Source organism: Duganella levis (genome assembly GCF_009857605.1).
In the GTDB taxonomy this organism is placed as follows: Bacteria; Pseudomonadota; Gammaproteobacteria; order Burkholderiales; family Burkholderiaceae_D; genus Rugamonas; species Rugamonas levis.
Window position 1 is genome coordinate 118,972 of record NZ_WWCT01000018.1, and the last position, 24,813, is coordinate 143,784.

General features: G+C 63.3%; 21 protein-coding genes and 1 pseudogene. 11 read left to right on the forward strand and 11 right to left on the reverse strand.

Annotation, left to right across the window (positions count from 1 at the left end):
• The first annotated feature begins 4 nt into the window (after positions 1-4).
• From GTP69_RS20750 to GTP69_RS20775, 6 genes and pseudogenes are all read left to right on the forward strand, one after another.
• Positions 5-2,122 (forward strand): bifunctional 2',3'-cyclic-nucleotide 2'-phosphodiesterase/3'-nucleotidase, encoded by a 2,118-nt coding sequence (locus GTP69_RS20750; RefSeq protein ID WP_161056627.1) that lies wholly within the window; start codon positions 5-7, stop codon positions 2,120-2,122.
• 14 nt (positions 2,123-2,136) lie between these two features.
• On the forward strand, positions 2,137-2,862 hold the full coding sequence (locus GTP69_RS20755) for a tetratricopeptide repeat protein (RefSeq protein WP_161056628.1): 726 nt from the start codon (positions 2,137-2,139) through the stop codon (positions 2,860-2,862).
• A gap of 33 nt (positions 2,863-2,895) precedes the next feature.
• Positions 2,896-3,135 (forward strand): annotated as a pseudogene (locus GTP69_RS20760) (cytochrome P460 family protein); the annotation flags it as partial.
• Between the two features lie 72 nt (positions 3,136-3,207).
• The gene (locus GTP69_RS20765; protein WP_161056630.1) at positions 3,208-3,483 is read left to right on the forward strand and encodes a hypothetical protein; all 276 of its coding nucleotides are present in this window, start codon (positions 3,208-3,210) and stop codon (positions 3,481-3,483) included.
• A 2-nt stretch (positions 3,484-3,485) separates the two neighbouring features.
• On the forward strand, positions 3,486-3,770 hold the full coding sequence (locus tag GTP69_RS20770) for a type II toxin-antitoxin system RelE/ParE family toxin (RefSeq protein ID WP_161056631.1): 285 nt from the start codon (positions 3,486-3,488) through the stop codon (positions 3,768-3,770).
• An 88-nt stretch (positions 3,771-3,858) separates the two neighbouring features.
• On the forward strand, positions 3,859-4,359 hold the full coding sequence (locus GTP69_RS20775) for a hemerythrin domain-containing protein (RefSeq protein ID WP_161056632.1): 501 nt from the start codon (positions 3,859-3,861) through the stop codon (positions 4,357-4,359).
• 8 nt (positions 4,360-4,367) lie between these two features.
• Here the strand turns inward: GTP69_RS20775 and coaD are convergent, their stop codons facing one another.
• The 5 genes from coaD to GTP69_RS20800 all read right to left on the reverse strand — a co-directional run bounded on the left by coaD (position 4,368) and on the right by GTP69_RS20800 (position 9,723).
• Complete coding sequence (coaD, locus tag GTP69_RS20780) at positions 4,368-5,507, reverse strand: pantetheine-phosphate adenylyltransferase (protein ID WP_161056633.1); 1,140 nt, start codon at positions 5,505-5,507, stop codon at positions 4,368-4,370.
• A 32-nt stretch (positions 5,508-5,539) separates the two neighbouring features.
• A complete protein-coding gene (locus GTP69_RS20785; protein ID WP_161056634.1) occupies positions 5,540-6,928 on the reverse strand; it encodes an ATP-binding protein in 1,389 nt (462 codons plus the stop codon).
• Positions 6,925-7,584, reverse strand: a complete 660-nt coding sequence (locus GTP69_RS20790; RefSeq protein ID WP_110844651.1) for a response regulator — start codon at positions 7,582-7,584, stop codon at positions 6,925-6,927. The genes GTP69_RS20785 and GTP69_RS20790 overlap by 4 nt, the downstream gene beginning before the upstream one ends.
• 48 nt (positions 7,585-7,632) lie before the next feature.
• The gene (locus GTP69_RS20795) at positions 7,633-9,126 is read right to left on the reverse strand and encodes a Do family serine endopeptidase (RefSeq protein WP_161056635.1); all 1,494 of its coding nucleotides are present in this window, start codon (positions 9,124-9,126) and stop codon (positions 7,633-7,635) included.
• 141 nt (positions 9,127-9,267) lie between these two features.
• A complete protein-coding gene (locus GTP69_RS20800; protein WP_161056636.1) occupies positions 9,268-9,723 on the reverse strand; it encodes an Hsp20 family protein in 456 nt (151 codons plus the stop codon).
• Between the two features lie 223 nt (positions 9,724-9,946).
• Here GTP69_RS20800 and GTP69_RS20805 point away from each other — a divergent pair, with 223 nt between their 5' ends.
• From GTP69_RS20805 to GTP69_RS20815, 3 genes are all read left to right on the forward strand, one after another.
• The gene (locus GTP69_RS20805; RefSeq protein ID WP_161056637.1) at positions 9,947-11,821 is read left to right on the forward strand and encodes a M61 family metallopeptidase; all 1,875 of its coding nucleotides are present in this window, start codon (positions 9,947-9,949) and stop codon (positions 11,819-11,821) included.
• A gap of 156 nt (positions 11,822-11,977) precedes the next feature.
• Positions 11,978-12,616: a glutathione S-transferase family protein gene (locus GTP69_RS20810; protein WP_161056638.1), complete on the forward strand. Its 639-nt coding sequence runs from the start codon at positions 11,978-11,980 to the stop codon at positions 12,614-12,616.
• A gap of 27 nt (positions 12,617-12,643) precedes the next feature.
• Positions 12,644-12,982, forward strand: a complete 339-nt coding sequence (locus GTP69_RS20815; protein WP_161056639.1) for a hypothetical protein — start codon at positions 12,644-12,646, stop codon at positions 12,980-12,982.
• Here the strand turns inward: GTP69_RS20815 and GTP69_RS20820 are convergent.
• Genes GTP69_RS20820 through imuA form a run of 4 tightly spaced genes read right to left on the reverse strand, consistent with a single transcriptional unit; the run spans position 12,979 to position 16,726 of the window.
• Positions 12,979-13,737, reverse strand: a complete 759-nt coding sequence (locus tag GTP69_RS20820) for an alpha/beta hydrolase family protein (protein WP_161056640.1) — start codon at positions 13,735-13,737, stop codon at positions 12,979-12,981. The genes GTP69_RS20815 and GTP69_RS20820 overlap by 4 nt on opposite strands.
• Positions 13,738-13,764: 27 nt before the next feature.
• Positions 13,765-14,586 carry a TlpA disulfide reductase family protein gene (locus tag GTP69_RS20825; RefSeq protein WP_161056641.1) on the reverse strand — a complete coding sequence of 274 codons (822 nt, stop codon included), beginning with the start codon at positions 14,584-14,586 and terminating at the stop codon, positions 13,765-13,767.
• Between the two features lie 39 nt (positions 14,587-14,625).
• Entirely contained in the window at positions 14,626-16,104 is a 1,479-nt protein-coding gene (locus tag GTP69_RS20830) for a Y-family DNA polymerase (protein WP_161056642.1), read from the reverse strand.
• Positions 16,034-16,726 (reverse strand): translesion DNA synthesis-associated protein ImuA, encoded by a 693-nt coding sequence (gene imuA, locus GTP69_RS20835; RefSeq protein ID WP_161056643.1) that lies wholly within the window; start codon positions 16,724-16,726, stop codon positions 16,034-16,036. Before imuA ends, GTP69_RS20830 begins: the two co-directional genes overlap by 71 nt.
• A gap of 116 nt (positions 16,727-16,842) precedes the next feature.
• Here imuA and GTP69_RS20840 point away from each other — a divergent pair, with 116 nt between their 5' ends.
• Positions 16,843-18,096, forward strand: coding sequence for a putative Na+/H+ antiporter (locus GTP69_RS20840; protein ID WP_161056644.1), 1,254 nt, complete (start codon positions 16,843-16,845; stop codon positions 18,094-18,096).
• Positions 18,097-18,103: 7 nt separating this feature from the next.
• Here GTP69_RS20840 and GTP69_RS20845 read toward each other — a convergent pair whose 3' ends face one another.
• Positions 18,104-19,234: an extracellular catalytic domain type 1 short-chain-length polyhydroxyalkanoate depolymerase gene (locus GTP69_RS20845; RefSeq protein WP_202424511.1), complete on the reverse strand. Its 1,131-nt coding sequence runs from the start codon at positions 19,232-19,234 to the stop codon at positions 18,104-18,106.
• Between the two features lie 64 nt (positions 19,235-19,298).
• Positions 19,299-23,417 carry an ATP-dependent RNA helicase HrpA gene (gene hrpA / locus GTP69_RS20850; protein WP_161056645.1) on the reverse strand — a complete coding sequence of 1,373 codons (4,119 nt, stop codon included), beginning with the start codon at positions 23,415-23,417 and terminating at the stop codon, positions 19,299-19,301.
• A gap of 56 nt (positions 23,418-23,473) precedes the next feature.
• On the opposite strand from hrpA, the gene argA reads away from it, so the two are divergent.
• Positions 23,474-24,784, forward strand: coding sequence for an amino-acid N-acetyltransferase (gene argA, locus GTP69_RS20855; RefSeq protein ID WP_161056646.1), 1,311 nt, complete (start codon positions 23,474-23,476; stop codon positions 24,782-24,784).
• Positions 24,785-24,813 lie beyond the last annotated feature (29 nt).

The following is a 24,813-nucleotide window of genomic DNA, read 5'->3' on the forward strand; positions in this document are numbered from 1 at the left end:
AGTGATGAAATTAAATCTGGTGATGCTGGCTGCCATGACGGCGGCCGGCCTGGTAGCATGCGGCGGCGATAACAATCCTGTTGCAGTGACCCCACCCGCCGCTCCGGCGATCCCGGAAGGCACCACCGTCACCGTGGCACTGTTGGAAACCACCGACATCCACGCCAACGTGATGAGCTATAACTACTACTCGCTGGCCGAGGACACCAGCCTGGGCCTGGAACGCACGTCGTCGCTGGTCAAGGCCGCGCGCACCGAGAACCCGAACAACGTCTTGCTGGACGACGGCGACACCATCCAGGGCACGCTGCTGGGCGACCTGCAAGCCGTCACCAAGCCGATCGCCTGCACCGACACGCTGGCCGTGCACAAAGTCATGAACGCCATGAAATTCGACGGCGGCGGCTTCGGCAACCACGAATTCAACTACGGCCTGCCATTCCTGAGCCAGGTCACCAATACCGACTTCGGCATTCCGGGCGTGACCAAGCCGACCGGCACCTGCGGCGCGCCGACCTTCCCGTTGGTGCTGACCAACGTCACCGGCGTCGCCAGCGGCAAGCCGATCGTGCAGCCGTACACCCTGCTGCCGCGCACCTTCTCGGCCACCAAGCCGGACGGCAGCAAGCTGGATGTAAAAATGAACATCGGCATCATGAGCTTCGTGCCGCCGCAGATCCTCGAATGGGACCAGAAAAACCTGGCCGGCAAAGTCGCCATCACCGGCGTGCAGGAAGCCGCCAAGCAGTACGTGCCGGAAATGCGCAGCAAAGGCGCCGACCTGGTGGTGGCGCTGTCGCACGGCGGCCTCGACCCAAGCACCTACAGCCCGAAAATGGAAAACGGTTCCTACCACCTGACCAGCACCGGCATCGACGCGCTGCTGATCGGCCACTCGCACCTGATCTTCCCGAAAGGTAAAGAGACTGGCGCAGCGGCACTGGATCCAGCATTCGCCTCGTTCCCGGCCAGCGCCAACATCGACGCCGTCAACGGCTTCGTCAACGGCGTGCCGACCGTCATGGCGCAAAGCTGGGGCCGCCGTCTGGGCATCATCAAGCTGACCCTGGCCTACACCGCTGGCAAATGGGTCGTGCAGCCAACCAAGACCTCGGTGGAATCGCGCGGCTTCAAGTACACGGACGGCACCACCAACATCGCCGCCGACAGCAGCGTCGCGCCGCTGGTGGCCACCGAACACGCCGCCACCATCGCCTACGCCAAGCAGCCGCTGGGCGTGACCACCGACTTCGAGATGTCCTCGTACTTCTCGCTGGCCGGCGATGTCAGCGCGATCCAGCTGGTCAACCAGGCACAGCTGGCGTATGTGAAAAACTTCATCGCCACCAGCACCGACGCCACCCTGGCCAGCTACAAAAACATTCCGGTGATTTCGTGCAGCGCGCCGTTCAAGGCCGGCCGCAACGGTGCTTCGGACTTTACCGATGTGGCGCCAGGGGCCTCGCCGACTGCGCCGATCGGCCTGCAAGTGCGTAATCCGGGCGACCTGTACCTGTACTCGAACAACAACCTGCAAGCGGTCAAGATCAAGGGCTCCGACCTGAAGGCCTGGCTGGAAACCGCCGCCAAGCAGTTCGGCCAGATCGATCCGACCAAGGCTACCGAGCAGGATCTGGTGCCGAGCTACAGCACCATCTACAACTACGACGTGTTCTACGCCGAGAACAACGCGCTGACCTACCAGATTGATGTGACCAAGCCAGCCGGCAGCCGCATCGTCAACCTGACCTACCTGGGCAAGGCCGTGGCGGATGGCGATGACTTCATCGTCGCCACCAACGACTACCGTGCAGGCGGCGGTGGCGCGGTGCCTGGCATCGACGGCAGCAAGACCATTATCAAGTCGCCGGACGCCAACCAGACCGTGGTCAGCAACTACCTGACGGCGCAAGGCGCAGCGACCGGCAAGGTCACGCTGGCCGGCAACGGCAGCGCGCGCAGCTGGAGCTTCGTCAAGGTGGCGACCGCCGGTCCGGTGATCCTGCGCTCGGCGCCGGGCCACCTGGCGGTAGCCAAGGGCAGCGGCCTGACGGCGGTGACGGCTGAAGGCGCCCTGGACGCCAGCGGCTTCGCCAAGTACACCATCGACTTGAGCAAGTAAGCTGAGGAGATGCGATGCGTACCCTGACCGCAGCGTTGCTGAGTTCGGTTTTGCTGTTCGGCTGCCAGATGCAGCAAGAAAAACCGACCTCGGCGCAAATCGAAGTCATCGGCATGAAGGCCAAGCAGGAAGCGGATGCGCACGCCGAGCGTAAGCTGATCGCCTGGTCGGAGCAGAATATGCCGGTGGCGCAGCGTGAGCTGGCAATACTCTACCAGTCGCGCCCCGAGCAACGCGCCGACGCGCTCAAGCTATTTGAGCAGGCGGCGCGCGGTGGCGATGTCGAAGCCGCCTTCCAGCTGGGCGAAATGCTGCGGATCGGCGTGCTGGGCGTGCCGGCCGCACCGACGGCGGCAGCGCCGTGGTACGCACTGGCGGCCCAGCACCAGCACGCCAAGGCGGCGCTGGCGCTGGGGCTGATGGTCAAGAACGGCAACGGCGTGCCGTGCGATGCGGCACGGGCGGCCAGCCTGATGTCGCAGGCGGCCGGGCTGGGCAATGCGCATGCGATGTTCCTGCTCTCCAACATCTACCGTGCAGGTGAAGGCGTGGCGCAAGATACGGCCAAGGCCCGCACCTGGCTGGAAGAGGCGGCCGAGCACGAATATCCGCCGGCGCTGCAGGAACTGGCGATGACCGTCCAGCTGGGTGACGCCCTGTCGGCCAGGGACGAACGCCGCGCCGGCGAGCTGATGAAGGAAGCCAGCGAACACCGCCGCAACAATTGGAACCGGTTCTGAGCAATAACGGCCTCAGAGCCGTTATTCTCAGGAGGTTCCATGAAAGCACTATTCATCGCCCCGGCCCACGAATCGCCGCCACTGGACGAATTGCGCGTGGTGGTCGGCAACCCGGTCGCCATGGCCGCCATCGAGAAAAACCAACTCCCCTTCTCTGACGGCACCATCCTGGTCAAGCTGGCGTGGAAACACGTGCAATCGGCCGCCTGCTGGGGCTGCTGCCAGGCGCTGGTCAAGAACCACGACTTCGTCTTCACCCGCCTGGCGCCGTAAGCACATATAGGTTAGCGCAAAGAGGCTTCTCTTCACAGTGCTAGAATCGGTTCTTCATTGCGGGAGAACGCCATGCCTCAGATCACAATCACCCTCTCAGATCAGCTTTACCAACAAGTCGCCGCAGCGGTCGAAGGCCAAACACTGAGTGCCGAAGATTTTGTTCTGTTGGCGATAGCTCAAAGGATTAGCTCATGCCCCCAAACTGATCCCCGTGACGATGCCAGTTATTCCCAATACTTGCGCACCGGTTTAGCTGTGCCGGCGACTGAGATTCTGGATTACTATAAAAATCGCCTCGAAGGGAAAGTCCCGCCAAAGCCGTCATTCAGGAAAATGGAAGGCTAATCATGCCAGCCGTTGGGCTGTCAGAGAGCGCAGAGAATGATCTTGAGAAAATCTTTGATCATTTAGCTTTGTTCGACGCCAAGAATGCAAGCAGCAGAGTTGGCGAAATCGAGCAGGCATTGTCGATGCTTGCGGCTAACCCGATGATAGGCCGGCCCGTCTCACCGAGCCGCCGGGAGCTACTAATCGGCAAACGCAAAAACGGCTACATTGCCACGTACCAATATGTCACGGGAGACAAGTTGGTTCTCGTCACCGCCATCCGCAGCCAGCACCAAGCTGCTTAGCGTGGTGCGGCGCACAGACCGGTGCGGGGGCGGCTTCTAGACTGGCTTGGCAGTCCCCTCACATTCATTCGCCACGCAAGGAGCCGACATGAGAACTACTTCCCACTCGACGGGCAAGATCCCCAAGCCTATTCCCACTTCCACCGAACCGCAAGACGCGATCACGCTGCTCACCGAAGACCATGAGCACGTCAAATCAATGTTCGAACAGTATGAAGAGCTGGGCGACCGTGCGCACGTCAGCAAGCACAAGCTGGCGTTGCAAATCTGCGAAGAGCTGACCAAGCACGCGACGGCGGAAGAAGAGATTTTCTACCCGGCCGTGCGCAAGGCTACCAAGGACGAGGACATGGTGGATGAAGCCGTGGTCGAACACGCCTCAGCCAAAGACTTGATCGCGCAGATCATCAGCATGGAGCCGACCGACGACCTGTACGACGCCAAGGTCAAGGTGCTGGGCGAGCTGATCGACCACCACGTCAAGGAAGAAGAAGAGGAAATGTTCCCCAAGGCGCGCAAGGCCAAGCTGGACCTGATGGCGCTGGGCGAAGCCATCGCCATCCGCAAGGAACAGATCGAACTGCCGTAAATTCGGGGTTACAGCCGCGCCATCTCGCGCTGCATATTGTCGATGGCGCGCTCGTTGTATTGTTCGGCGAAGTAATCGTTGCCGAACAGCTGGCCGGCTTGCGCCTTGCGGCACAGGTGCGCCAGCGCCGCGCCGCGCTGTTCGCAATAGACGTCGTCCGCCATGTGGCTGTACTCCTGGCGGATGGCGCGCGCGTAATTCTGGTAGACCTCGTCATCCTGGCCGAGAATCGCCAGATCCACGCTCAACAGCACGTCTTTCAGCCGGTGCGTGATCGCCGCTTCCTGGAAATGATCGGTGGCGCGTATCAGTTCAGCCGCATCGTCCATTTCCTGGCCCAGGTGGCTACCCAGCCACATCTGCGCGCTGGCTTCCTCATTGGTGGCCGCCGCCGGATCACCATTGTGGCCGTACTCGGCGTCGTGGAACCAGAACGCCTGCTTGATGATGTCGACATCGGCCGGCTCCGGCCGCATATTGCCGGCCCACACGCGGATCTCGCACAGGCCGTGCACCAGGTGGTCGAGGTTGTGATAGTGGCGCGCCGTGCCGCCGTAGCAATCAGGACCGGTCAGCCGCGCGAACCAGTCGTCCGCATGGGCGATGGCGGTGGCGTCGCGGTGCTCGTAGTCCCAGAGCGTTTCCCATTCCTTGCGCAGCCAGCTCAGCACCCAGGCGTGATACGCCGGACCCGGCACGAATTTCTTCATGATCCAGTTCCAGCCGATCGGCCCTTCCAGCGCCTTGACGAACGACGAACTGACCGACCCCAGGTCGCGCGGCGGCATCACGAACACCGTCTTCGCGCCTTGCAGCACGTCCACATTGGTTTGCTGGATCAGGTTCTCGTAATCGAAGTCGGCGGTGGTGCGGATGCCGCGGATCAGGCACTCGACGCCCTGCTTCTTGGCTGCGCGCGCCGTGTAGTCGCCGCGCACGATCACCACCGAGACGTTGTTCCAGCCCTGTTGCTGGCAGCTGAGCGAAATGATGCTCTTGCGCTCCTCGGCCGAAAACTTGGGCTTCTTGGCCGGATTTTCAGACAGGAAGACCACTACCTCGTCCGCCAGCGAGCGGGCTTCGTTGATCACCCACATATGGCCGTTGGTGATCGGGTCCAGGGTTCCCGAAAATCCGATTTTCTTCATGCACCACTCCAACACCGTGTCAAAACGGCATTTTAGACCGGAGTGGGCTTGCTAGTCTCAGGAAAATCGACATTCACCTTCAGACCGCCCAAACGTTCGGACTGGGCGAGCGACAAGACCGCGCCATGGCGCTCGGCAATCGAGTGCACAATCGCCATGCCCAGGCCACTGCCGCCGGCCGGACTGCCGGGCACGCGGTAGAAGCGGCTGAACACCCGTTCGCGCTCCTCGGCCGGGATGCCGGGGCCGGAATCCTCGACACTGAGCACGATGCGCGGCTTGGCATTTTTTGTGGCGGCCACGCTACGCTGCAGGTCGATATCGACGGTGCCGCCGGCCGGCGTGTACTTGATGGCGTTGTCGACCAGGTTGCGCAGCAGGATCAGCAGCGCATCCGGGTGGCCGGCCACCACCACATCCTCGTTATGGTGCAGGCCGAGGTCGATCTGGCGCGCCTGCGCCAGCCCGTTCATATCACCCAGCACACGCTTGACCACGTCGCCCAGGTTGACCGGCTCCGACTTGATCTCCTCGCTGCCGCCCTCCTGCCGCGCCAGCACCAGCAATTGCTCCACCAGCCGCGTGGCGCGCTCGATGCCGGCCGTGACGCGCGACACCGCCAGCTTGCGGGCCGCCTCGTCCTGCGCCCGTTCCAGGCTCAGCACCTGCAACTTGAGCGCCGCCAGCGGCGTGCGCAGCTCGTGCGCGGCGTCGGCCACGAAGTGCTGCTGGGCGTCGAACGCCGTGCGTACCCGCACAAACAGCAGATTCAGCTCCTGCACCAGCGGCAGCACTTCATCGGGCAAATCGTTTTCCGACACCGGCGACAAATCCTCGGCCTGGCGCGCGGCCACCTGCCGCTTGACGCGCGACACCGGCGCCAGCGAACCGGACACCACCCACCACACCACCAGCATCAGCACCGGCGCCATGACGGCGATCGGTCCCACCGTGCGCAAGGCCAGCGTGCCGGCCATGCGCTGGCGCACCGCCATGTCCTGGGCGATCTGCACCGTCTGGTTGGAAGTCTGCACCGAGAACACCCGATAGGTGGTTTTATTCACGCGGACGTTGGAGAAGCCCAGCACCGCCCGCTGCGGCAGCGCCGCGCGCGACAGCGAGCGGAACACCTGCGCACCGTCCGGGGTCCACACCTGCACCACCAGATCGTCGTTTTCCGGATCGGCCGCCGTATCGGCAGCCTTGTTGGTCAGCGTGGCGCTGGAGCGCAGCGACATCGCCATCTGCTGCATGTGATAGTCGAAGATCTGGTCGGCGTCGCTCAGCGCGCTGCGGTAGGCGATCATCGCTTGCGCAAAGGCCGCCATGGTGATGGCGGCCAGCAGGAACCACAGCAAACGGCCGCGCAGCGAGTGGGTGACCACCGGCACGCGCGGCAGCGGCGGCATCCTTACCTTCATAGTTTCGGCACCATGTATCCCAGGCCACGCACGTTCTGGATCAGTTCCGCGCCGAGTTTCTTGCGCAGGCCGTGGATGTAGACTTCCACCGCGTTGCTGTTGACTTCATCCTTCCAGCTGTACAGCTTTTCTTCCAGCTGATGGCGCGACAGCACGATGCCGGGCCGCGCGATCAGCGCTTCCAGCACCGCCCATTCGCGCGCCGACAGGCTGACCGGCTTGCCGTCGGCGATCACTTCGCGGGTTTGCGGATTGACGGTGACGTTGCCGTGCTCGAACACCGGCTCGGCGCGGCCGGCCGAACGGCGCAGCAGCGCGCGGATGCGGGCCAGCAGCTCGTCCAGGTCGTATGGCTTGAGCACGTAATCGTCGGCGCCGGCGTCCAGGCCGGCGATACGCTGTTCCTTGGCGTCGCGCGCGGTGGCGATCAGCACCGGGGTCAGTTCCTTGCGCAGACGCATCGAACGCAGCACCTCAAGACCGTCCTTGCGCGGCAGGCCCAGATCCAGCAGCACCAGATCGTAGGTCTGGGTTTGCAGCGCGGTGTCGGCCATGGCGCCGTCCTTGACCCAGTCGACCGCGTAGTGCTCGGCCCGTAACAGGTCCAGCACTACCTCGCCGATCATCGTGTCGTCTTCTACCAGCAGAAGTCGCATGTTATTTCCTTTCTATTTTTGTTAAGCGTTCTGCCGATGAGAAGCATCTTATCCCAGGCGCACCGGAATAAAGATTTTATCGTCACCGCGCTGGATCAGCAATGCCACCGACTTGGACGATTTGCCCACCACCTCGCGCACCTGGTCGATACTGTTGACCGGACGGCCATTGACCGACAGCAGCACATCGCCCGGCTGGACGCCGGCATCGGCCGCCGCACCGCCCGCATCCTGGATCAGCAGGCCGCCGGCGATGCCGGAATCACGCCGCTCGGCCGGTTCCAGCGGACGCAGCGACAGGCCCAGGCGGGTCTTGGCGCTGGCCGGGTCGCCGGACGGCGCGTCGGCCTTGGCCGTCTTGTCGGCGGCATTGCCCAGCGTCGCCGTCACTTGCAGCGGCTTGCCCTGGCGCCAGATGTCCAGCGCAATCTTCTCGCCCGGCGTCGACAGGCCCACCACCGATGGCAAGTCGGCCGAACTGACGATCTTCTGGCCATTCAGCGCGCGGATCACGTCGCCCGCCTTCAGGCCGGCCTTGTCAGCCGGACTGCCGCCCTCGACATTCGAGATCAGCGCGCCTTCCGGCGTGGCCAGGTTGAAGGAATCGGCAAAGCCCTGATTCACTTCCTGCACCGTCACGCCCAGCTTGGCGTGCACCACCTTGCCGGTGGAAACGATCTGGTTCTTGATCTTGTTGGCCACATCAATCGGGATGGCGAACGACAAGCCCTGATAACCGCCGGTCTGGCTGTAGATCTGCGAGTTGATGCCGACCACTTCGCCACGCGTGTTGAACAGCGGGCCGCCGGAGTTACCCGGATTGACCGCGACGTCGGTCTGGATGAACGGCACGTTACCGTCCGGCAGCGAGCGGCCCTTGGCGCTGACCACGCCGGCGGTCACGGTGTTATCCAGGCCATATGGCGAACCGATGGCCAGCACCCATTCACCCACTTTCAGGTCGTTGCCCTTGGCCAAGGGCACGACCGGCAGGTTCTTGGCGTCGATTTTCAGCACGGCGACATCGCTTTGCGGATCGGAACCCAGCACCTTGGCGCGGAATTCGCGGCGGTCGGTCAGCTTGACCACCACCTCGCTGGCGTCACGCACCACGTGGGCGTTGGTCAGAATAATGCCGTCCGGGCTGATGATGAAGCCGGAACCGAGGCCGTGGGTCGGCGCCTGGCGCTGCTGGCCGCGCTGCTGGCCCTGGAAGCGGCGGAAGAATTCGTAGAACGGATCGTCCGCATATGGATCGTTACGGCCCTGCTGGGCGTCCGGATCGAAGGCGGTCTTGGTGCTGCCGGTAACGTTGATGTTGACCACCGCCGGGCCGTTCTGGGCGACGATGCTGCTGAAATCAGGCAGGGAGATGGCTGGCGCGCCGACCGGCGCCGGGGCGGCGGCCGAGGCGACGGCAGCGACAGGCACGGTAGCGGCGGCAACGGCGGCGCTCTGTTTGACAGCGACCGCACCGCCGACGCCGATCACGCCCAGCACGGCGACAGCCACGGCAGCGCGTTTGAGAGTAGTAGTGGACATAACGGTTCTCCTAATGAGTGAAGACTTTAGATGTATCCAATATGACGCTAAAAACTTAGGCCCTACTTAACCAAAATGGGGCTTAAAACGCAAAACTGGCCGGATATACCGGCCAGTTGCAACTACTATATTAAAGCGGAATTAAGCTGCTTGGCGCTGCTCCAGCGAGGTGACGTTTTCGCCGCCATCGATGATGATTTTACGTGGTTTCAGCGCTTCCGGAATCTCACGCACCAGTTCAATAGTGAGCATGCCGTTGTCGAAGCTGGCGCCGGTCACTTTGACGTGGTTGGCCAGCTGGAAGCGCTGCTCGAAGTCACGGGCGGCGATGCCGCGATGCAGATAAGTGCGCTCGGTGGCGTCCTTCTGTTTGCGGCCGACCACGGTCAGCGCATCGCGTTCGAAGGTGATGTCGATTTCCGAGCGGTCGAAGCCGGCCAGGGCCATGACGATGCGGTACTGGTCATCCGATACCAGCTCGATGTTGTATGGGGGATAGCTAGGAGTCTCGCTGCGTTGGGCGTCGTTCAGCAGTTGTGCCAGACGATCGAAGCCAATGGCGGAACGGTACAGCGGGGCGAGGTCAAAAGTACGCATGGTAGATATCCTTGTCAAAATAAGCGATATGGTTAAACGGGGAGCATCCCCTTCTCACGGTCCCCATCTGGGCAACCGCTAATTCCCATATGCGTCGTGCTCCAAGGCTTTCAAGGCGGTAGCGCAAAATTTTTTCGCTGCGCTGCCGCATCGGTTTTGCGAGATTTGCAAGTTACCTGCGTGCTACACTCGTTCCCTTGTTCAACCGTTTCGCGTGACAACTATGACCTTGACCCGTGCCGTACTTGCCGCCGTGCTGGCTACCGCCTTCAGCGCCCAGGCCGCCTCCGACCAGCCTTATCCAGGCACCATCGTCCTCAAAGTGGACGCCACCAACACCGCCCAGCAGATCTTCCGCGTGCGCGAAAGCATCCCGGCCAAGGCCGGCAAGCTGACGCTGCTGTATCCGCAATGGATTCCTGGCAATCACGGCCCGAGCGGCGCGCTGAACCAGTTCGCCGGCCTCAAGGTCAGCGCCAACGGCCAGCCGGTGGAATGGACGCGCGACCCGGTCAACGTCTACGCCTTCCACGTCACCGTGCCGAAAGGCGCCAATAGCGTCGATGTCGAATTCGAATACCTGTCGCCGGTGGAAGCCAACCAGGGCCGCACCACCATGACCAACGACATCCTTGGCGTGCAATGGCAATCGGTGGCGCTGTATCCGGCCGGCTACGCCAGCAACAAGATCACCGTGCAGCCCAACCTGACCGTGCCGGCCGGCTGGCAATTCGGCAGCGCGCTGGAGCAGCAAACGCGCACTGGCGACGAGGTCGCCTTCAAGCCGACCGACCTGGAAACCCTGGTCGATTCGCCGCTGTTCGCCGGCCGCTACTTCCGCCGCATCGACCTCGATCCAGGCGCGAAAATTCCGGTGCACCTGAACGTCGTGGCCGACTCGGCCGAGCAACTGGACGCCACGCCGGAACAGATCGCACCGCACCGCGAACTGATCCAGCAAGCCTACAAGCTGTTCAACTCGCAGCACTACAAGCACTACGATTTCCTGTTCGCCATCAGCGACGAATTCGGCGGCATCGGCCGTGAGCACCACCAGTCGAGCGAGAACGGCGTCAAGCTGGGCTACTTCGCCGAATGGAAGAAATACGAAGCGCGCCGCGAACTGCTGCCGCATGAATTCACGCACTCGTGGAACGGCAAATTCCGCCGGCCGGCCGGCCAGGCCGTGGCCGACTTCAACACCCCGCTGCAGAATGAACTGCTGTGGGTGTACGAAGGCCAGACCCAGTACTGGGGCGCCGTATTGGCCGCGCGCTCGGGCCTGATCAAGCCGGAACACACGCGCGACCTGATCGCCGCTACCGCCGCCCGCTACGACAACGTCAAAGGCCGCGACTGGCGCGCGGTGCAGGATACCGTCAACGACCCGATCATCAACGCCCGCCGTCCGCAAGGCTGGAACAACTGGCAGCGCGCCGAGGATTACTACTCGGAAGGCGAACTGATCTGGCTGGATGCCGACACCAAGATCCGCGAACTGTCGGGCGACAAGAAATCGCTGAACGATTTCGCGAAGACCTTCTTCGGCGTGGATGACGGCGTCAACGTCGCCAAGCCGTACACCTTCGAGGACGTGGTCAAAGCGCTCAACGCGGTGCAGCCATACGAGTGGGCCAAATTCCTGCGGACCCGCCTGGACGGCCACGGCCCAGGCGCGCCGCTGGACGGCCTGACCCGCGCCGGCTGGAAACTGGCCTACAGCGACAAGCCGACCGAGTTCCTCAAGGCGCAGGAAGACCTGAGCAAATCGGCCAACTTCCAATACTCGCTGGGCTTCTCGGTGGGTGCGGACGGTAAGCTGGAAGCGTTCCAGTGGGACGGCGTCGGCTTCAAGGCCGGCCTGTCGGGTGGCACCACGCTGCTGGCCGTCAACGGCCGCGCCTACAAGGCGGAACTGCTGCGCGCGGCAGTGACGGCGGCCAAGGACGGCAAAGAGCCGATCAGCCTGCTGTTCAAAAAAGGCAATCTGTACCAGACCGTCGCGCTCGACTACCACGGCGGCCTGAAGTACCCGCGCCTGGAGCGCATCGAAGGCACGCCAGACCGCCTGGAAGCCATCCTGCAACCGTTGAAGTAACTGCCAACCCGGGGTCAGGTCCGGCACCTGGACACGAGCTCATGTCCAAGTGCCGGACCTGACCCCGGATCTATGACCCCGGATCTACGGCTGTACGGGGCGCGGCGTTATGGCGGGATGGATTATCGTTACGGAAAATCCATCCCGAGGACCACCATGCTGACCCTGCACACCTGGACCACGCCCAACGGCCGCAAAGTTCCCATCATGCTGGAAGAACTGGGCCTGCAATACACCATCAAGACCGTCAACATCGGCAAGGGCGAACAGTTCACGCCTGAGTTCCTGGCCATCTCCCCCAATAATAAAATCCCCGCCATCGTCGATACCGATGTGGATGGCGGCACCGTCAGCATCTTTGAAAGCGGCGCCATCCTCACCTACCTGGCCGAGAAGACCGGCAAGCTGCTGCCCGCCGCCAGTCCGGAGCGCTACAAGGTGCTGGAATGGCTGCACTGGCAGATCGGCGGCCTGGGCCCGATGCTGGGCCAGGTCGGCTTTTTTGCCATCCGTTCGGAGGAAAAGTCAGAACTGGCGATCAAGCATTTCGTCGAGGAAGCGGAACGGCTGCTGGGCGTGATGGACAAGCAACTGGCCAACAACGTCTACATTGCCGGTACGCATTACAGCATTGCCGACATCGCCTGCTATCCGTGGACCGTCGGCGTGCTGGACAAGCTGAAACCGGTGCTGGGCGACAAACTGGACAACAAGCCCGACCTGCGGCGCTGGCTCGATATGATCGGCGCCCGGCCGGCCGTGCAGCGCGGCATGGCGCTCCCTAAAGTGGACTAAGCCGATTCCGGCGTGTATGCTCCTCATATGACCCAAGATACCGACATCCAACTCAGCGGCCCATTCAAGGCCTCCGACGGCTCCGGCCGTGCCCACGACGCAAGCGCGATTCGTATTTTTGATGAGGGCTATGGCGCCATCGACGTCTACGTCGACTTCAAAGCGCCGATCAGCGGCCTGCACAAGGACAAGGCGCTGATTGGCGCCGTGGTGGCGCAGCTGCGCACGGTCGGCTACAAAGGCCCGGACCTGACCGCCGGCGATCCCGTGCTGCAGGAAGGCCGTTTGCTGGTACTGGAAGCACCGGACGAGTTCACCGCCTTTGCCGTCAGCAAAGGCTGGAAAGACCTGTCGGAAGACTTCTAAAACAGATAGCGGTCGGCCCAGACCGCGATCACATTGGCCACATACACGGCGTCCTCACGCCGTGTCAGCAGATGGTCGGCGCTGTCCAGCGAGATAAAACTTTTCGGATGCTTGGCGGCGGTAAAAATATCCATCGCATTGCTGAGGCCGACCGTGTCGTCGCCCGGCGCATGCATCACCAGCAAGGCCCGCCTCAGGGCTGCAATCTTCAATTTCAAATTGTGCCCACCCGCATCTTCCACGAACTGCTGCTTGATGCGGAACGGCCGTCCGGCTAGCTGCACCAGCGCCTCGCCGTCGCGCGCGATCTCGTCCAGATGCTGGCTGAACATGCCGGTGACGGACACCGGATCGCTCGGCGCGGCAATCGTCACCACCGCTTTCACCTCCGGCATTTGATCCGCTGACGCCAGCACCGCCGCGCCGCCCAGGCTGTGGCCGATCAACAGCTGCGGCGCCTGGTAGGTTTCACGCATGAAATCGGCCGCCGCCACCAGATCGGCCAGGTTGGACGAGAAGTTGGTGTTGGCGAACTCCCCTTCGCTGGCGCCCAGGCCGGTAAAGTCGAAGCGCAGCACCGCGATGCCGTGTTCCGTCAGCGCCTGCGCCACGCGGCTGGCGGCAAACACATCTTTCCCGCAGGTAAAGCAGTGCGCAAACAGCGCGTAGGCTTTGACCTCTCCGTCCGGCCCATCCAGCCGCGCCGCCAGCTTGTGGCCGTGCGCGCCGATAAATTCCTGTCGCTGTGATTGCATCGCGTGTCCTGAAAAGAATGTCTGCGACTATTTAACCAAACTTCCGCCGCCTTGGGTGCCAGTCTCGTCCAAACGATGGAGCAGCGCAGCTTCCGACAACGGTCCCATGTGCTGATACACCAGCTTGCCGGAGGCATCGAAGAACAAGGTGGTCGGATAGCCCATCACCGAAAACCCGCGCGCGGTCGCTTGCGCCGGGTCCAGCAGCACATTGTTCAACGCCAGCCGTCCAGCCGCCAGAAATTGCTGGATCACTTGTGGCGATTCGCCTTGGTTGACGAACACAAAGTTTACATCCGGCCGCTGTGCCTGGACTTGCGCCATGGCTGGCATTTCCTTTTGACACGGCGGACACCAGGTCGCCCAGAAGTTGATGACGGTGGGTTTGCCGTGAAAATCCGACAGCGCGACCTGCTGGCCGCTCAGGTTGCGCAAGGCGTTGACCGGCATGCTGCCCTGCGCCGATGTGTTGGCGATCAGCAGCACCGTGCCTGCCAGCCACAGCACGCTGGCCGCGCCAACCGTCACCGTCACGGCCTTGCGGATGGTGCGATCGCGCTGCCATATCACCAATGCGACCACCCATGCGGCGATGACGCCGCTTTGCGCATCCCAGCCGCCATCGCGGATGTCGAGCATGGTCAACGGGTGGCTCAGGTACAAGGACTGGTAGCGCAGGACAAATGCCAGCCGCGCCACCAGCACCGCCACAATAAACATGATGGTGATCGACGTCTCGATCTTGCGCTCGTTGCGGCGGTCGAAATAGCGGGCGATTGCAAAGCTGACCGTTACCACGATCAACAGCAACAGCGCGGTGTACGGCAATAACAGCGGGCCTATCTTCATGGCGTCGATTACGTGAAAGCAAAAAGCGCATGATACGTGTTATCCAAACAATCCATGCAGATACCAGCGCGTTTCGGGCTCCTTCGCGCCACTGTCGCGCTCCTTGAACAGCCAGTAGTGTGCGTTGTCCTCCCCCTGCGCCATGAAGTAATCGCGCGTCTGCATCGCGCCCCACCAGCCCGACTCGATGCGCTCGCCGGTGGAGCGGATGCGCAGCGGCGAGCCGTAGTACGGACGGTGATCGCGCATCATCAGCGCAATCGGCTTGGGCAGCAGCCAGGTCGGACGCGGCAGGCTACCGATGTCCGGCGGTAGTTGCGCGCGTGCTTCAGCCGGGCGGATTTTGGTCTGGATGCTGACCCAGCTGTTGGCATGCTCCGGCCGGTAGTCGGCGTTGGGTGCGGCCTGTAGCACGTTATCCGCGCCCAGCCGCGCGGCCAGCAGTTCCAGCAGGCGCTGCCAGTCTTCCTTGCTGCCGCCCGGTTCGGGGAATAGCGACTCGCTGGGTGGCGCCATCGGCTGCACCTGCGGCGCTTCCAGGCACAGACCGATGACCGGCGCCGGCAATTCCAGCTTGGCCAGCCGCTCCTTCAGCAGACGCACCAGATGCGTGTCTTTCCAGGTCGGCTCGGCCAACATGATTTCCACCACCGTCGGCGGGCCGGCGATACGACCGCGCTCGTGCTCCAGCAGCAGTTGGATGCGCGCCACCGCCAGCTGATGCGCGCTCAGCCAGCCGGTCAGTTGCAGCACCAGCCGGTGCGCGCCGAACAGCAGCGCTTCGGCATTTTCCACGCGGTCGAACAGTTCCAGCTTGGCGTGAAAACTGGCGGGCGCCGCCAGCCATTGGTGCATCTCAGGACGGGCGCCATGGGCGTCGTCCAGCATGTCCAGCAAGGCGCGGCCGCAACGGCGCTGCAAGCCGGGACGCGGCAGGCGGCGCAGCTGGCCGATGGTCAGGCAGCCGATGCCTTCCAGCCAGTCCAGATAGGCGCGCGCCGGCGGCAGCAGACCGGGCGGCAAGCCTTCCAGTCGGCGTTCCAGCGACGCCATCGTCAAGGCTCGGCCGGCGTTGCTACGCGCCAGCATCCAGGCGCCGCGCGCGGTCGGCGCGCAGCTGAGCGTACCGGTAAAACCCAGCGCCCGCACGCTCTGCGCCACCCGATGGCACAGCGCGCGAATGCCGCCAAACAGCCGCAGGCTGGCGCCGACGTCCAATAGCAGCGTGGCCTCTTCCGCCTCGGCCAGTTGCGGCGTAAATTGCAGCAGCGCCAGCGCGGTGGCCTGCAATGCTTCCGCCTCCAGCGGCAACGAGCGCTGCTGGAACTGTGTTTGCGGCGCCAGCATGATGGCGCCGCCGCGCCGCAAGCCCCGGCGCACGCCGGCTTCATACGCCGCCGCCGACAGGGCGATTACTCGCTCCTGCTCCAGCACCACCGTGCCCTGGTCAGTTGACCAGCGCGGGCAGAATACTTCGAGCGGGAGCTGTGGCAGGTGTATCGCGATCCAGAGGCGCATGGCGTTGAAGCAAAGCAGGTGTTAAGGGTAAAAACAAGGGTGTATCGCGTTGCGGTCCGCGCCGTTTGACAAAGCCGATGTCGACCCCGCCCGCTGCCGGTTTCAACGACAGCCGCAACGGCGCCGGCGACGCGTCCTGAGCCGCCGCCAGCGGCCGCAGCATGCAGAACAGCGTCTCGCCACTTTGCGCCGCCAGGTGCAGCCGTCGCAGCGTTTCACCACGCGCCTGCTTTTGCCAGAACAGTAGCGCGCCGCAACAACCGCTGCGCAGGATTTGTTCGGCCGCCCACAGCGCATCGCTAGCCTTGGCGCCGCTGCGCACCCATAGTAGTTGCGACGGCTCCAGGCCCAGCGCGGCTAGCGCCAGCGCTTGCGGCAAGTGCGGCGGTTGCAGCAGCACGATGGGACGCTTGTCCAGCGCGGCCAAGGCCGGCTGCAACAAACGCAGTTCGCCAATGCCATGCTGCTGCACCAGCAGATCGATCAGCGTGCCCAGCGGCCAGCCGCCTCCCGGCAACTGCGCGGACAAGGCGGCAAAGCCTGTGTCCGCGCAGCGCGTGGCGCTATGCGCCAATTGGTCCGCGCGCCAGAGCGACGGATGCAGGGTTTCCGGGTGTGTCATGGCATTGTACCGCAAAATACTGTATAAATACACAGTACTCTTCGCACCGTAGTTTGACAAGGATTTTTTGCCTTTGCTGTACCATGCCCTCAGGAGAAATGATCAAAGGAAGCACTTTGCAAACGATACAACTGGTAGGCGCAATCCTGTTCGGCCTGGCGCTGATTCACACCTTCGCCGCCAAGTCTTTCGAGAAGCTGGCACATCGCCATCCCCGTCATGCCGGCCTGTTCCATCTGCTGGGCGAAGTCGAGGTGGTGTTCGGCTTCTGGGCGTTTATTTTAATGATTGCGCTGGCCTTGCTGAATGGCGGCCAGGCGGCCATCGCTTACGCCGAATCGCGCCAGTACACCGAGCCGCTCTTTGTGTTTGTGGTGATGGTGGTGGCGGCCTCGCGTCCGGTGATGGAGTTCGTCCAGCGGGTCTTGTCCGCGCTGGCGCAGCGCATGCCGGTGCAAGCCGAACTGGCGCTGGTGTGGTTCGGCCTGGCGCTGGTGCCACTGACCGGTTCGCTGATCACCGAGCCGGCCGCGATGACGCTGGCGGCGCTGATGCTGGCGCCGCTGATCTTCCGCAACGGCATGCCGGAATGGCTGAAGTATGCGGCGCTGGGCGTGTTGTTCGTAAATATTTCTATCGGCGGCCTGCTGACCTCCTACGCCGCCCCGCCGGTATTGATGGTGGCCGCCACCTGGAATTGGGACACGGCCTACATGGCGGCGCAATTCGGCTGGAAAGCCGTCATCGCGGTGCTGATCAACGCCACCGCGATCAGCTTCATGCTACGCAAGCATCTGCGAGCACCGGCGCCAGCCGCCATGGCGGATAACCCGCCGGCAGTGCCGTGGGCGGTGACGCTGATCCATCTCGGCTTCCTGGCAGCAGTAGTGGTGCTGGGCCATCATCCCGAGCTGTTCCTCGGCATATTCATGCTCTTCCTCGGCTTTACCACCGCCTACCAGCGCTACCAGAGTCCGCTGATCATCAAGGAAGGCTTGCTGGTCGGCTTCTTCCTGGCCGGGCTGGTGGTGCTGGGCGGAATGCAGCAATGGTGGCTGCAACCGATCGTCGAAAGCCTGTCGCCGCTGGCGCTGTTCTTCGGCGCGATGAGCCTGACGGCCATCACCGACAACGCCGCCCTCACCTATCTCGGCTCGCTGATCGACGGCATCTCGCCGCACGCGCAATACATGCTGATGGCCGGCGCCGTCACCGGCGGCGGCCTGACGGTGATCGCCAACGCGCCGAATCCAGCCGGCGTTTCGCTACTGCGACGCGGCTTCCGCGACGAATCCATCGGCGCCCTCGGCCTGCTGGCCGGCGCACTCGCGCCTACTGCAGTTTCGGCGCTGGCCTTCCTGCTGCTGTAAGTCACCTTTAGCGCTGATGGCGCGAGAAGAATTCCAGCAGCATTTTGCTGGCGTCGGGGCCGGCTTTGGCGTTGAAGGCGAGTGCGGGATCGCCACCGCTCCAGGCGTGTTCCAGTTGTTCGATGTGGGCAATGCGCAGCATCAGTTTGCGGCCGACGTACAAGTCGTGCAGTTGGTGCGCGTTGTGACGCCCCTTCGGTTTGAGCGTGACCTTGGCCGGGCCGGTGAGGCGGTTCAGCAGCATGCTTTGACGCGCCAGCTGGATCTGGTTGATGGGGCGAACCACATTGTCGCCAGCGCCTTGCAGCAGGATGGCGGGCATGCCGGGAAATTGCGGCTGGCGTTGCAGCAGATCGTGGACGGCGGTGTCGGTCCGCAGTCCGGCGCCGTGTTTCATCACGCCCAGCGCGCCGAGCGTGTTGTGCCCCGCGCCAAACACGGGACCGGAGTGCAGGCCGACAGCGGCGAATAATCGCGGGTGGTTCAGCGCCAGGATGTTGGCCATGCCGGCGCCGGCCGATATGCCAGCCACGTAGATGCGCGAGCGGTCGATGGCGTACTGCGTCAGCACCTGGTGGATCATGGTGAGGATGGTCGGGACATCGCCGCCACCTTCCTGCGTGGCGCGGTCGTACCATTTCCAGCAGCGTTGCGGCTGGATGGTGGCGAGTTGCTGCGGATAGAGGACGGCATAGCCCTTCTTCTCCGCCCACAGGTTCATGCGCGTGCCTTGCGCGAACTGGGTGGCGGTCTGGTGACAGCCGTGCAGCATGACGACCAGCGGCATGCCTTTGCTTTCGGCGCGTTCTGGAAGATGGTTGGGCAGGTAAAGCCAGTAGCTCATACGCTGTCCGGCAGCGGTCAGCACGTGCGCGGAGAGCCATTTGCCCGGAGCGACGGCGGACGGGCGCGACGCCGGCGTCGCGGTAGTGCGCGGTGTGCGGGCTTTGGCGGCGAGACGTGGTGCGGACGCCTTGGTGAGGGATGCGGCGGGTGATTTGGCGGCGAGCGGTTTCACGCGCGGTTGCCGGGGCTTGGGCTTCGGTTTGGCCGGCGGCGTCGCCATAGCGGCGAACAGCTTGGCCGTGCGCGTGCCGGCGCGGATCAGACTACGCAGCAGCTTTCCGGATTTGGCCATCGCAACGTCTCCCTGTTGCCACAGTCTACCTGAAAGCCGCCGCGTCAAGCGTGCGGCAAGCCGCTTAGCGTTGCATGGACTCCCACACTTTAAGCAAGCGCTTGGCCGATACCGGCATCGGCGTGCGCAGCTCCTGCGCAAACAGCGATACGCGCAATTCCTCCAGCATCCAGCGGAATTCCACCATCTTCGGATCGGTGTTCTTGCCGGCCGATTTGTCGCGGCTTGCGCGCAGGTAGGCCGCTGCGGCTTGCTGCCACTCCGCCATCAGCTTCGTATCGCGCGCAGGATCACCGCGCAGCTTTTCGATCCGCACATTCATCGCCTTCAGATAGCGCGGGAAGTGAGCCAGCTGGCTGTAGTCGTTTTCCTGCAAAAAGCGCTTGTGCACCAGGCCTTGCAGCTGCTGCTGCATATCCTGCGCCGCCTGCTGCGACAAGCCTTGCAGGCGCTTCGGCAAGCCGTGGAATTCGGTCAGCACTTGCGACAGCAGGCGCGCGATCTCGTTCACCAGCAGCACCAGGCGCGATTTGCCTTCGTCCTTGCGCTTGGCGAAACTGGCGGCGTCGATCGGCAGCGGGTCTTGCAAGCACGCGATGTCCAGCGCCTTGTTGATGATCTGCTCGCGCAGCTCTTCCTGCGTGCCCATGCTCATGAACTGCATGCCCATTTGCTGCAAATTGGGGATGCTCTTTTCGATGAACTTGATCTGGTCCTTCATCTGCAAGGCAAACAGACGGCGCAGGCCAATGCGGTGCGTGCGCGCCGCCACCGTCGGGTCGTCGAAGACTTCCAGGTCGCAGTGCGTGATCTTGTCGACCAGCGCCGGGAAGCCGATCAGCGTCAGCTTGCCCTGGGCGATTTCCAGCAGCTCCGGCAGTTCGCCGAAGGTCCACGAGGTCAGGTTGGTCAGCGTGATGTTGCTGGCTGTCGTACCGGCGGGGGCAGGAACGGCGGCGGGAGCGCGACCGCTGTTCGGTGCGGTGACAGGCGTTCCGCCCTTTGCCGGCACCACCGCGCGCGCGGCGACAGTCGACTGCGGACCCGAAGCCTCGGCCATCTTCTGGAAGCTCTCGCGCGCCTGCGTGCCGTATTCCGCCTGCAAAGTGGCGAGGTTGCGGCCCATGTCCAGCTGGCGGCCATGCTCGTCGATCACCTTGAAGTTCATGAAGTGGTGCGCTGGCAGCGTCTCCGGCTTGAAGTCGGTGGTCAGCGGCGTTACCGTGATCTCCTTGCGGATATCAGCGATGATCGCGTCAATCAACTCGCCACGGCCGAAGGCGTGCTTCTCCTCCACGCGCTCACAGAACTTGGCCGCGTAGTCCGGCAGCGGCACGCAATGACGGCGCAGTTTCTGCGGCAGGGATTTCAGCAACAGGTGCACCTTCTCCTTCAACATGCCCGGTACCAGCCATTCGCAGCGCTCGCGCGACAACTGGTTCAATGCGTACAGCGGCACCGCCAGCGTCACGCCATCGCGCACGCTGCCAGGTTCGAAGTGATAGGTCAGCACCAGCTCCAGACCGGAGACGCTCATCTTCTTCGGGAACAGGTCGGTGGTGACGCCGGCCGCTTCGTGGCGCATCAGCTCATCGCGGTTCAGGAACAGCAGCTTGGGCTCCTGCGCCGTCACGTCCTTGTGCCACTTCTCGAAGCCAGCGCCGTTGACCACATCGGCCGGCAGCAGCTTGTCGTAGAAGGCGGCGATCAGTTCATCATCCACCAGCACGTCCTGACGGCGCGACTTGTGTTCGAGGTTCTCGATCTCTTTAATCAGCTTGTGGTTATGCGCGAAGAACGGCGCGCGCGTCTCGTAATCGCCGCCGACCAGCGCATCGCGAATGAATATCTCGCGCGCTTCGGCAGGATTGAACAAGCCGTAGTTGATGCGGCGCTGGCTGTACACCACCAGGCCGTACAAGGTGGCGCGCTCGGAGGCGGTGACCTGCGCCGACCGTTTTTCCCAGCGCGGCTCGCCCCATGACTTCTTCAGCAGGTGGCCGCCGATCTTTTCCAGCCACTCCGGCTGGATCTGCGCGATGCAGCGCGCATACAGGCGCGTGGTGTCCACCAGCTCGGCCGCCATGATCCACTTGCCAGGCTTTTTGCTCAGCGAGGAACCTGGCCAGATATTGAACTTGATGCCGCGCGCGCCGAGGAAGCCCGGATCGTCTTCCATCTTGAAGCCGACGTTGCCCAGCAAGCCAGTCAGCAGCGCCATGTGCAGGTTCTCGTAGGTGGCCGGCGCTTCGTTCAGGCGCCAGCCCTGCTCCTTGACGATGGTGAGCAGTTGCGAGTGGACGTCGCGCCATTCGCGCAGGCGAAGTTGCGACAGGAAGTTGGTGCGGCAGTTGTCCTGCAACTGGCGGTTGGTCTTCTTGTGTTCAATCGCGTTTTCAAACCAGCGCCAGATCTTGATATAGCTGAGGAATTCGGACTTCTCGTCGGCGAACTTCTTGTGCGCTTCGTCGGCGGCCTGCTGGTGTTCCATCGGCCGGTCGCGCGGATCCTGCACCGACAGCGCCGACGCGATGATCAGCACTTCGGTCAGGCAGACGTTGTCCAGCGCCGCCAGAATCATGCGGCCGACGCGCGGGTCCAGCGGCAGCTTGGCCAGCTTGGTGCCGAGTGGCGTGATCTGGTTGTATTCATCGACCGCGCCCAGCTCCTGCAGCAGCTGGTAGCCGTCGGCGATGGCGCGCGCCAGCGGCGGTTCGATGAACGGGAAGGTCTCCACATCGGCCAGATGCAAAGTCTTCATGCGCAGGATGACGGAAGCCAGCGACGAGCGCAGGATCTCCGGCTCGGTAAATTTCGGCCGTTGCAGGAAGTCCTGCTCGTCGTACAAGCGGATGCAGACGCCATCGGCCACGCGGCCGCATCGGCCGGCGCGCTGGTTGGCGGCCGATTGCGCGATCGGCTCGATCTGCAATTGCTCGACCTTGTTGCGGTAACTGTAGCGCTTCACGCGCGCCAGGCCGGCGTCCACCACGTAGCGGATGCCGGGCACGGTCAGCGAGGTCTCGGCCACGTTGGTGGACAGGACGATGCGGCGCGCGTTGGTCAGCTTGAACACGCGCTCCTGCTCTTCGGCCGACAGGCGGGCGAACAGCGGCAGGATTTCCACATGCGGCGGATGGTGCTTGCGCAGCGCTTCGGCGGCGTCGCGGATTTCGCGTTCGCCGGGCAGGAACACCAGAATGTCGCCGGAGCCGATGCGCGCCACTTCGTCGACGCCGTCGATCACGGCGTCCATCAGATCGCGCTTTTCGCGGGCGGCGGCGGTGCGCGCGCCCTTGCCTTCGGCGTTGGCCACGGCCGGATTCACCACATCGCTTTCGATCGGGCGGTAGCGCACTTCCACTTTATACAGGCGGCCCGAGACTTCGATCACCGGCGCCGGCTTCTCCGGCGTGCCGAAGTGGCGCGCGAAGCGGTCGGCGTCGATGGTCGCCGAAGTGATGATGATCTTCAGGTCCGGACGGCGCGGCAGCAGCTGTTTCAGGTAGCCGAGCAGGAAATCGATGTTCAGGCTACGTTCGTGCGCTTCATCGATGATGATGGTGTCGTAGGCCTTGAGCAGCGGATCGCTTTGCGTTTCCGTCAGCAGGATACCGTCGGTCATCAGCTTGACGTAAGCGCCTTTTTGCAGCGTGTCGGCGAAGCGGACCTTGAAGCCCACGTGTTCGCCCAGCGGCGAACCCAGTTCCGCGGCGATGCGCTTGGCGGTCGACGAGGCGGCGATGCGGCGCGGCTGGGTATGGCCGATCATGCCTTTTTGGCCACGACCCAGTTCCAGGCAGATCTTCGGCAGCTGGGTGGTTTTACCGGAACCGGTTTCGCCGGAGACGATGACGACCTGGTTGTTTTGCAGCGCTTCGGCGATTTCCTGGCGACGGCCGGAGACCGGCAGGTCTTCCGGGAAGGTGATCGGCGGCAGCGGATTGCGGAAATTGCGTTCGGCCTCGCGCGCCGCCAGTTGCTCCGGGGTGAGCCGAGGCTTCGGTTCGCGGCGCGGACGGTTTTCGGTGCCCGGCGGCGTGCGTGGTCCGCGCCCGCCACCCCGCACTGCGGCCACAGGGGTCTGACCCCGCACGGGGTCAGACCCCGCCTCGGTTCGGGGTGCAGCGGCGCTCTTCAGGCTGGATGGGTGACTTTTTGGCTTGTTGCTGGCTTCTGACATTGTTTTTTACAAAGGTATTTGGCGCGGACGTCGCGCCCCGAATTATAATGCGGCTAATGGAAAATCCTACCCAATTCGTCCAATGGCTGCGCTCTGTCGCGCCTTACATCCACGCTTTCCGTGGCAAGACCTTCGTGGTCGCCTTCCCAGGTGAACTGGTGGCCGCCGGTGCCTTGCCGGTGCTGGCCCACGACCTCTCGCTGCTGCACGCGCTCGACATCAACGTCACCGTCATCTACGGCTCCCGGCCGCAAGTCGCCGAACAACTGGCGCTGCGTAACGTCGAAGGCCGCTTCCACAACGGCGTGCGCATCACCGACACGGCCGCCATGGAGTGCGCCAAGGAAGCCGCCGGCGAACTGCGGCTCGACATCGAGGCCGCATTCAGCCAGGGCTTGCCGAACACGCCGATGTCCAACGCCGCGATCCGTATCATTTCCGGCAACTTCATCACCGCCAAGCCGCTCGGCGTAATCGACGGCGTCGACCTGGAACTGACCGGCGTCACCCGCAAGGTCGATGCCGAGACAATTCACTCGATTCTCGGCTCCGACGGCCTGGTGCTGCTGTCGCCACTGGGCTTCTCGCCGACCGGCGAGGCGTTCAACCTGACCATGGAAGACGTGGCCTGCTCCACCGCCATCGCGCTGCACGCCGATAAGCTGATCTTCATCACCGAAACGCCGCTGATGACCGACGCCGGCGGCTTCGAAATCCGCGAACTGTCGTCGCACCAGGCGGAAGCCGTGCTGCAGGCGGGCTTCCTGCCCGACGCCACCGCGTTCTACCTGAAGCACTGCGTCAAAGCCTGCGACAACGGCGTCGAGCGCTCGCACATCGTCTCGTTCGACATGGACGGCTCGGCGCTGCTGGAGCTGTTCACCCACGATGGCGTCGGCACCATGATCTCACACGAGAACCTGGAATCGCTGCGCACCGCCACAATTGAGGACGTTGGCGGCATTATCAAGCTGATCGAACCTCTGGAAGCCGACGGCACGCTGGTCAAGCGCGGCCGCGAGCTGATCGAGCGCGAAATCGAGATGTTCTCGGTCATCGAGCACGATGGCGTGATCTTTGGCTGCGCGGCGCTGTATCCGTTCCCGGAACAGAAAATGGCCGAAATGGCATGCCTGACCGTCAACCCCGACGTCCAGGGCCAGGGCGACGGCGACCGCATCCTCAAGCACATGGAAAACCGCGCACGCGCGCTGGGCGTCAACAAGCTGTTCGTGCTGACCACCCGCACCTCGCACTGGTTTATCAAACGCGGCTTCGCGCCGGCCACCGTGGATGCGCTGCCGAAGGACCGTCAGCGCATGTATAACTGGCAGCGCAAATCCCAGGTTCTGATTAAAACCTTATAATCTCGTTTTTACTTAAAGCTTTAGGAGCA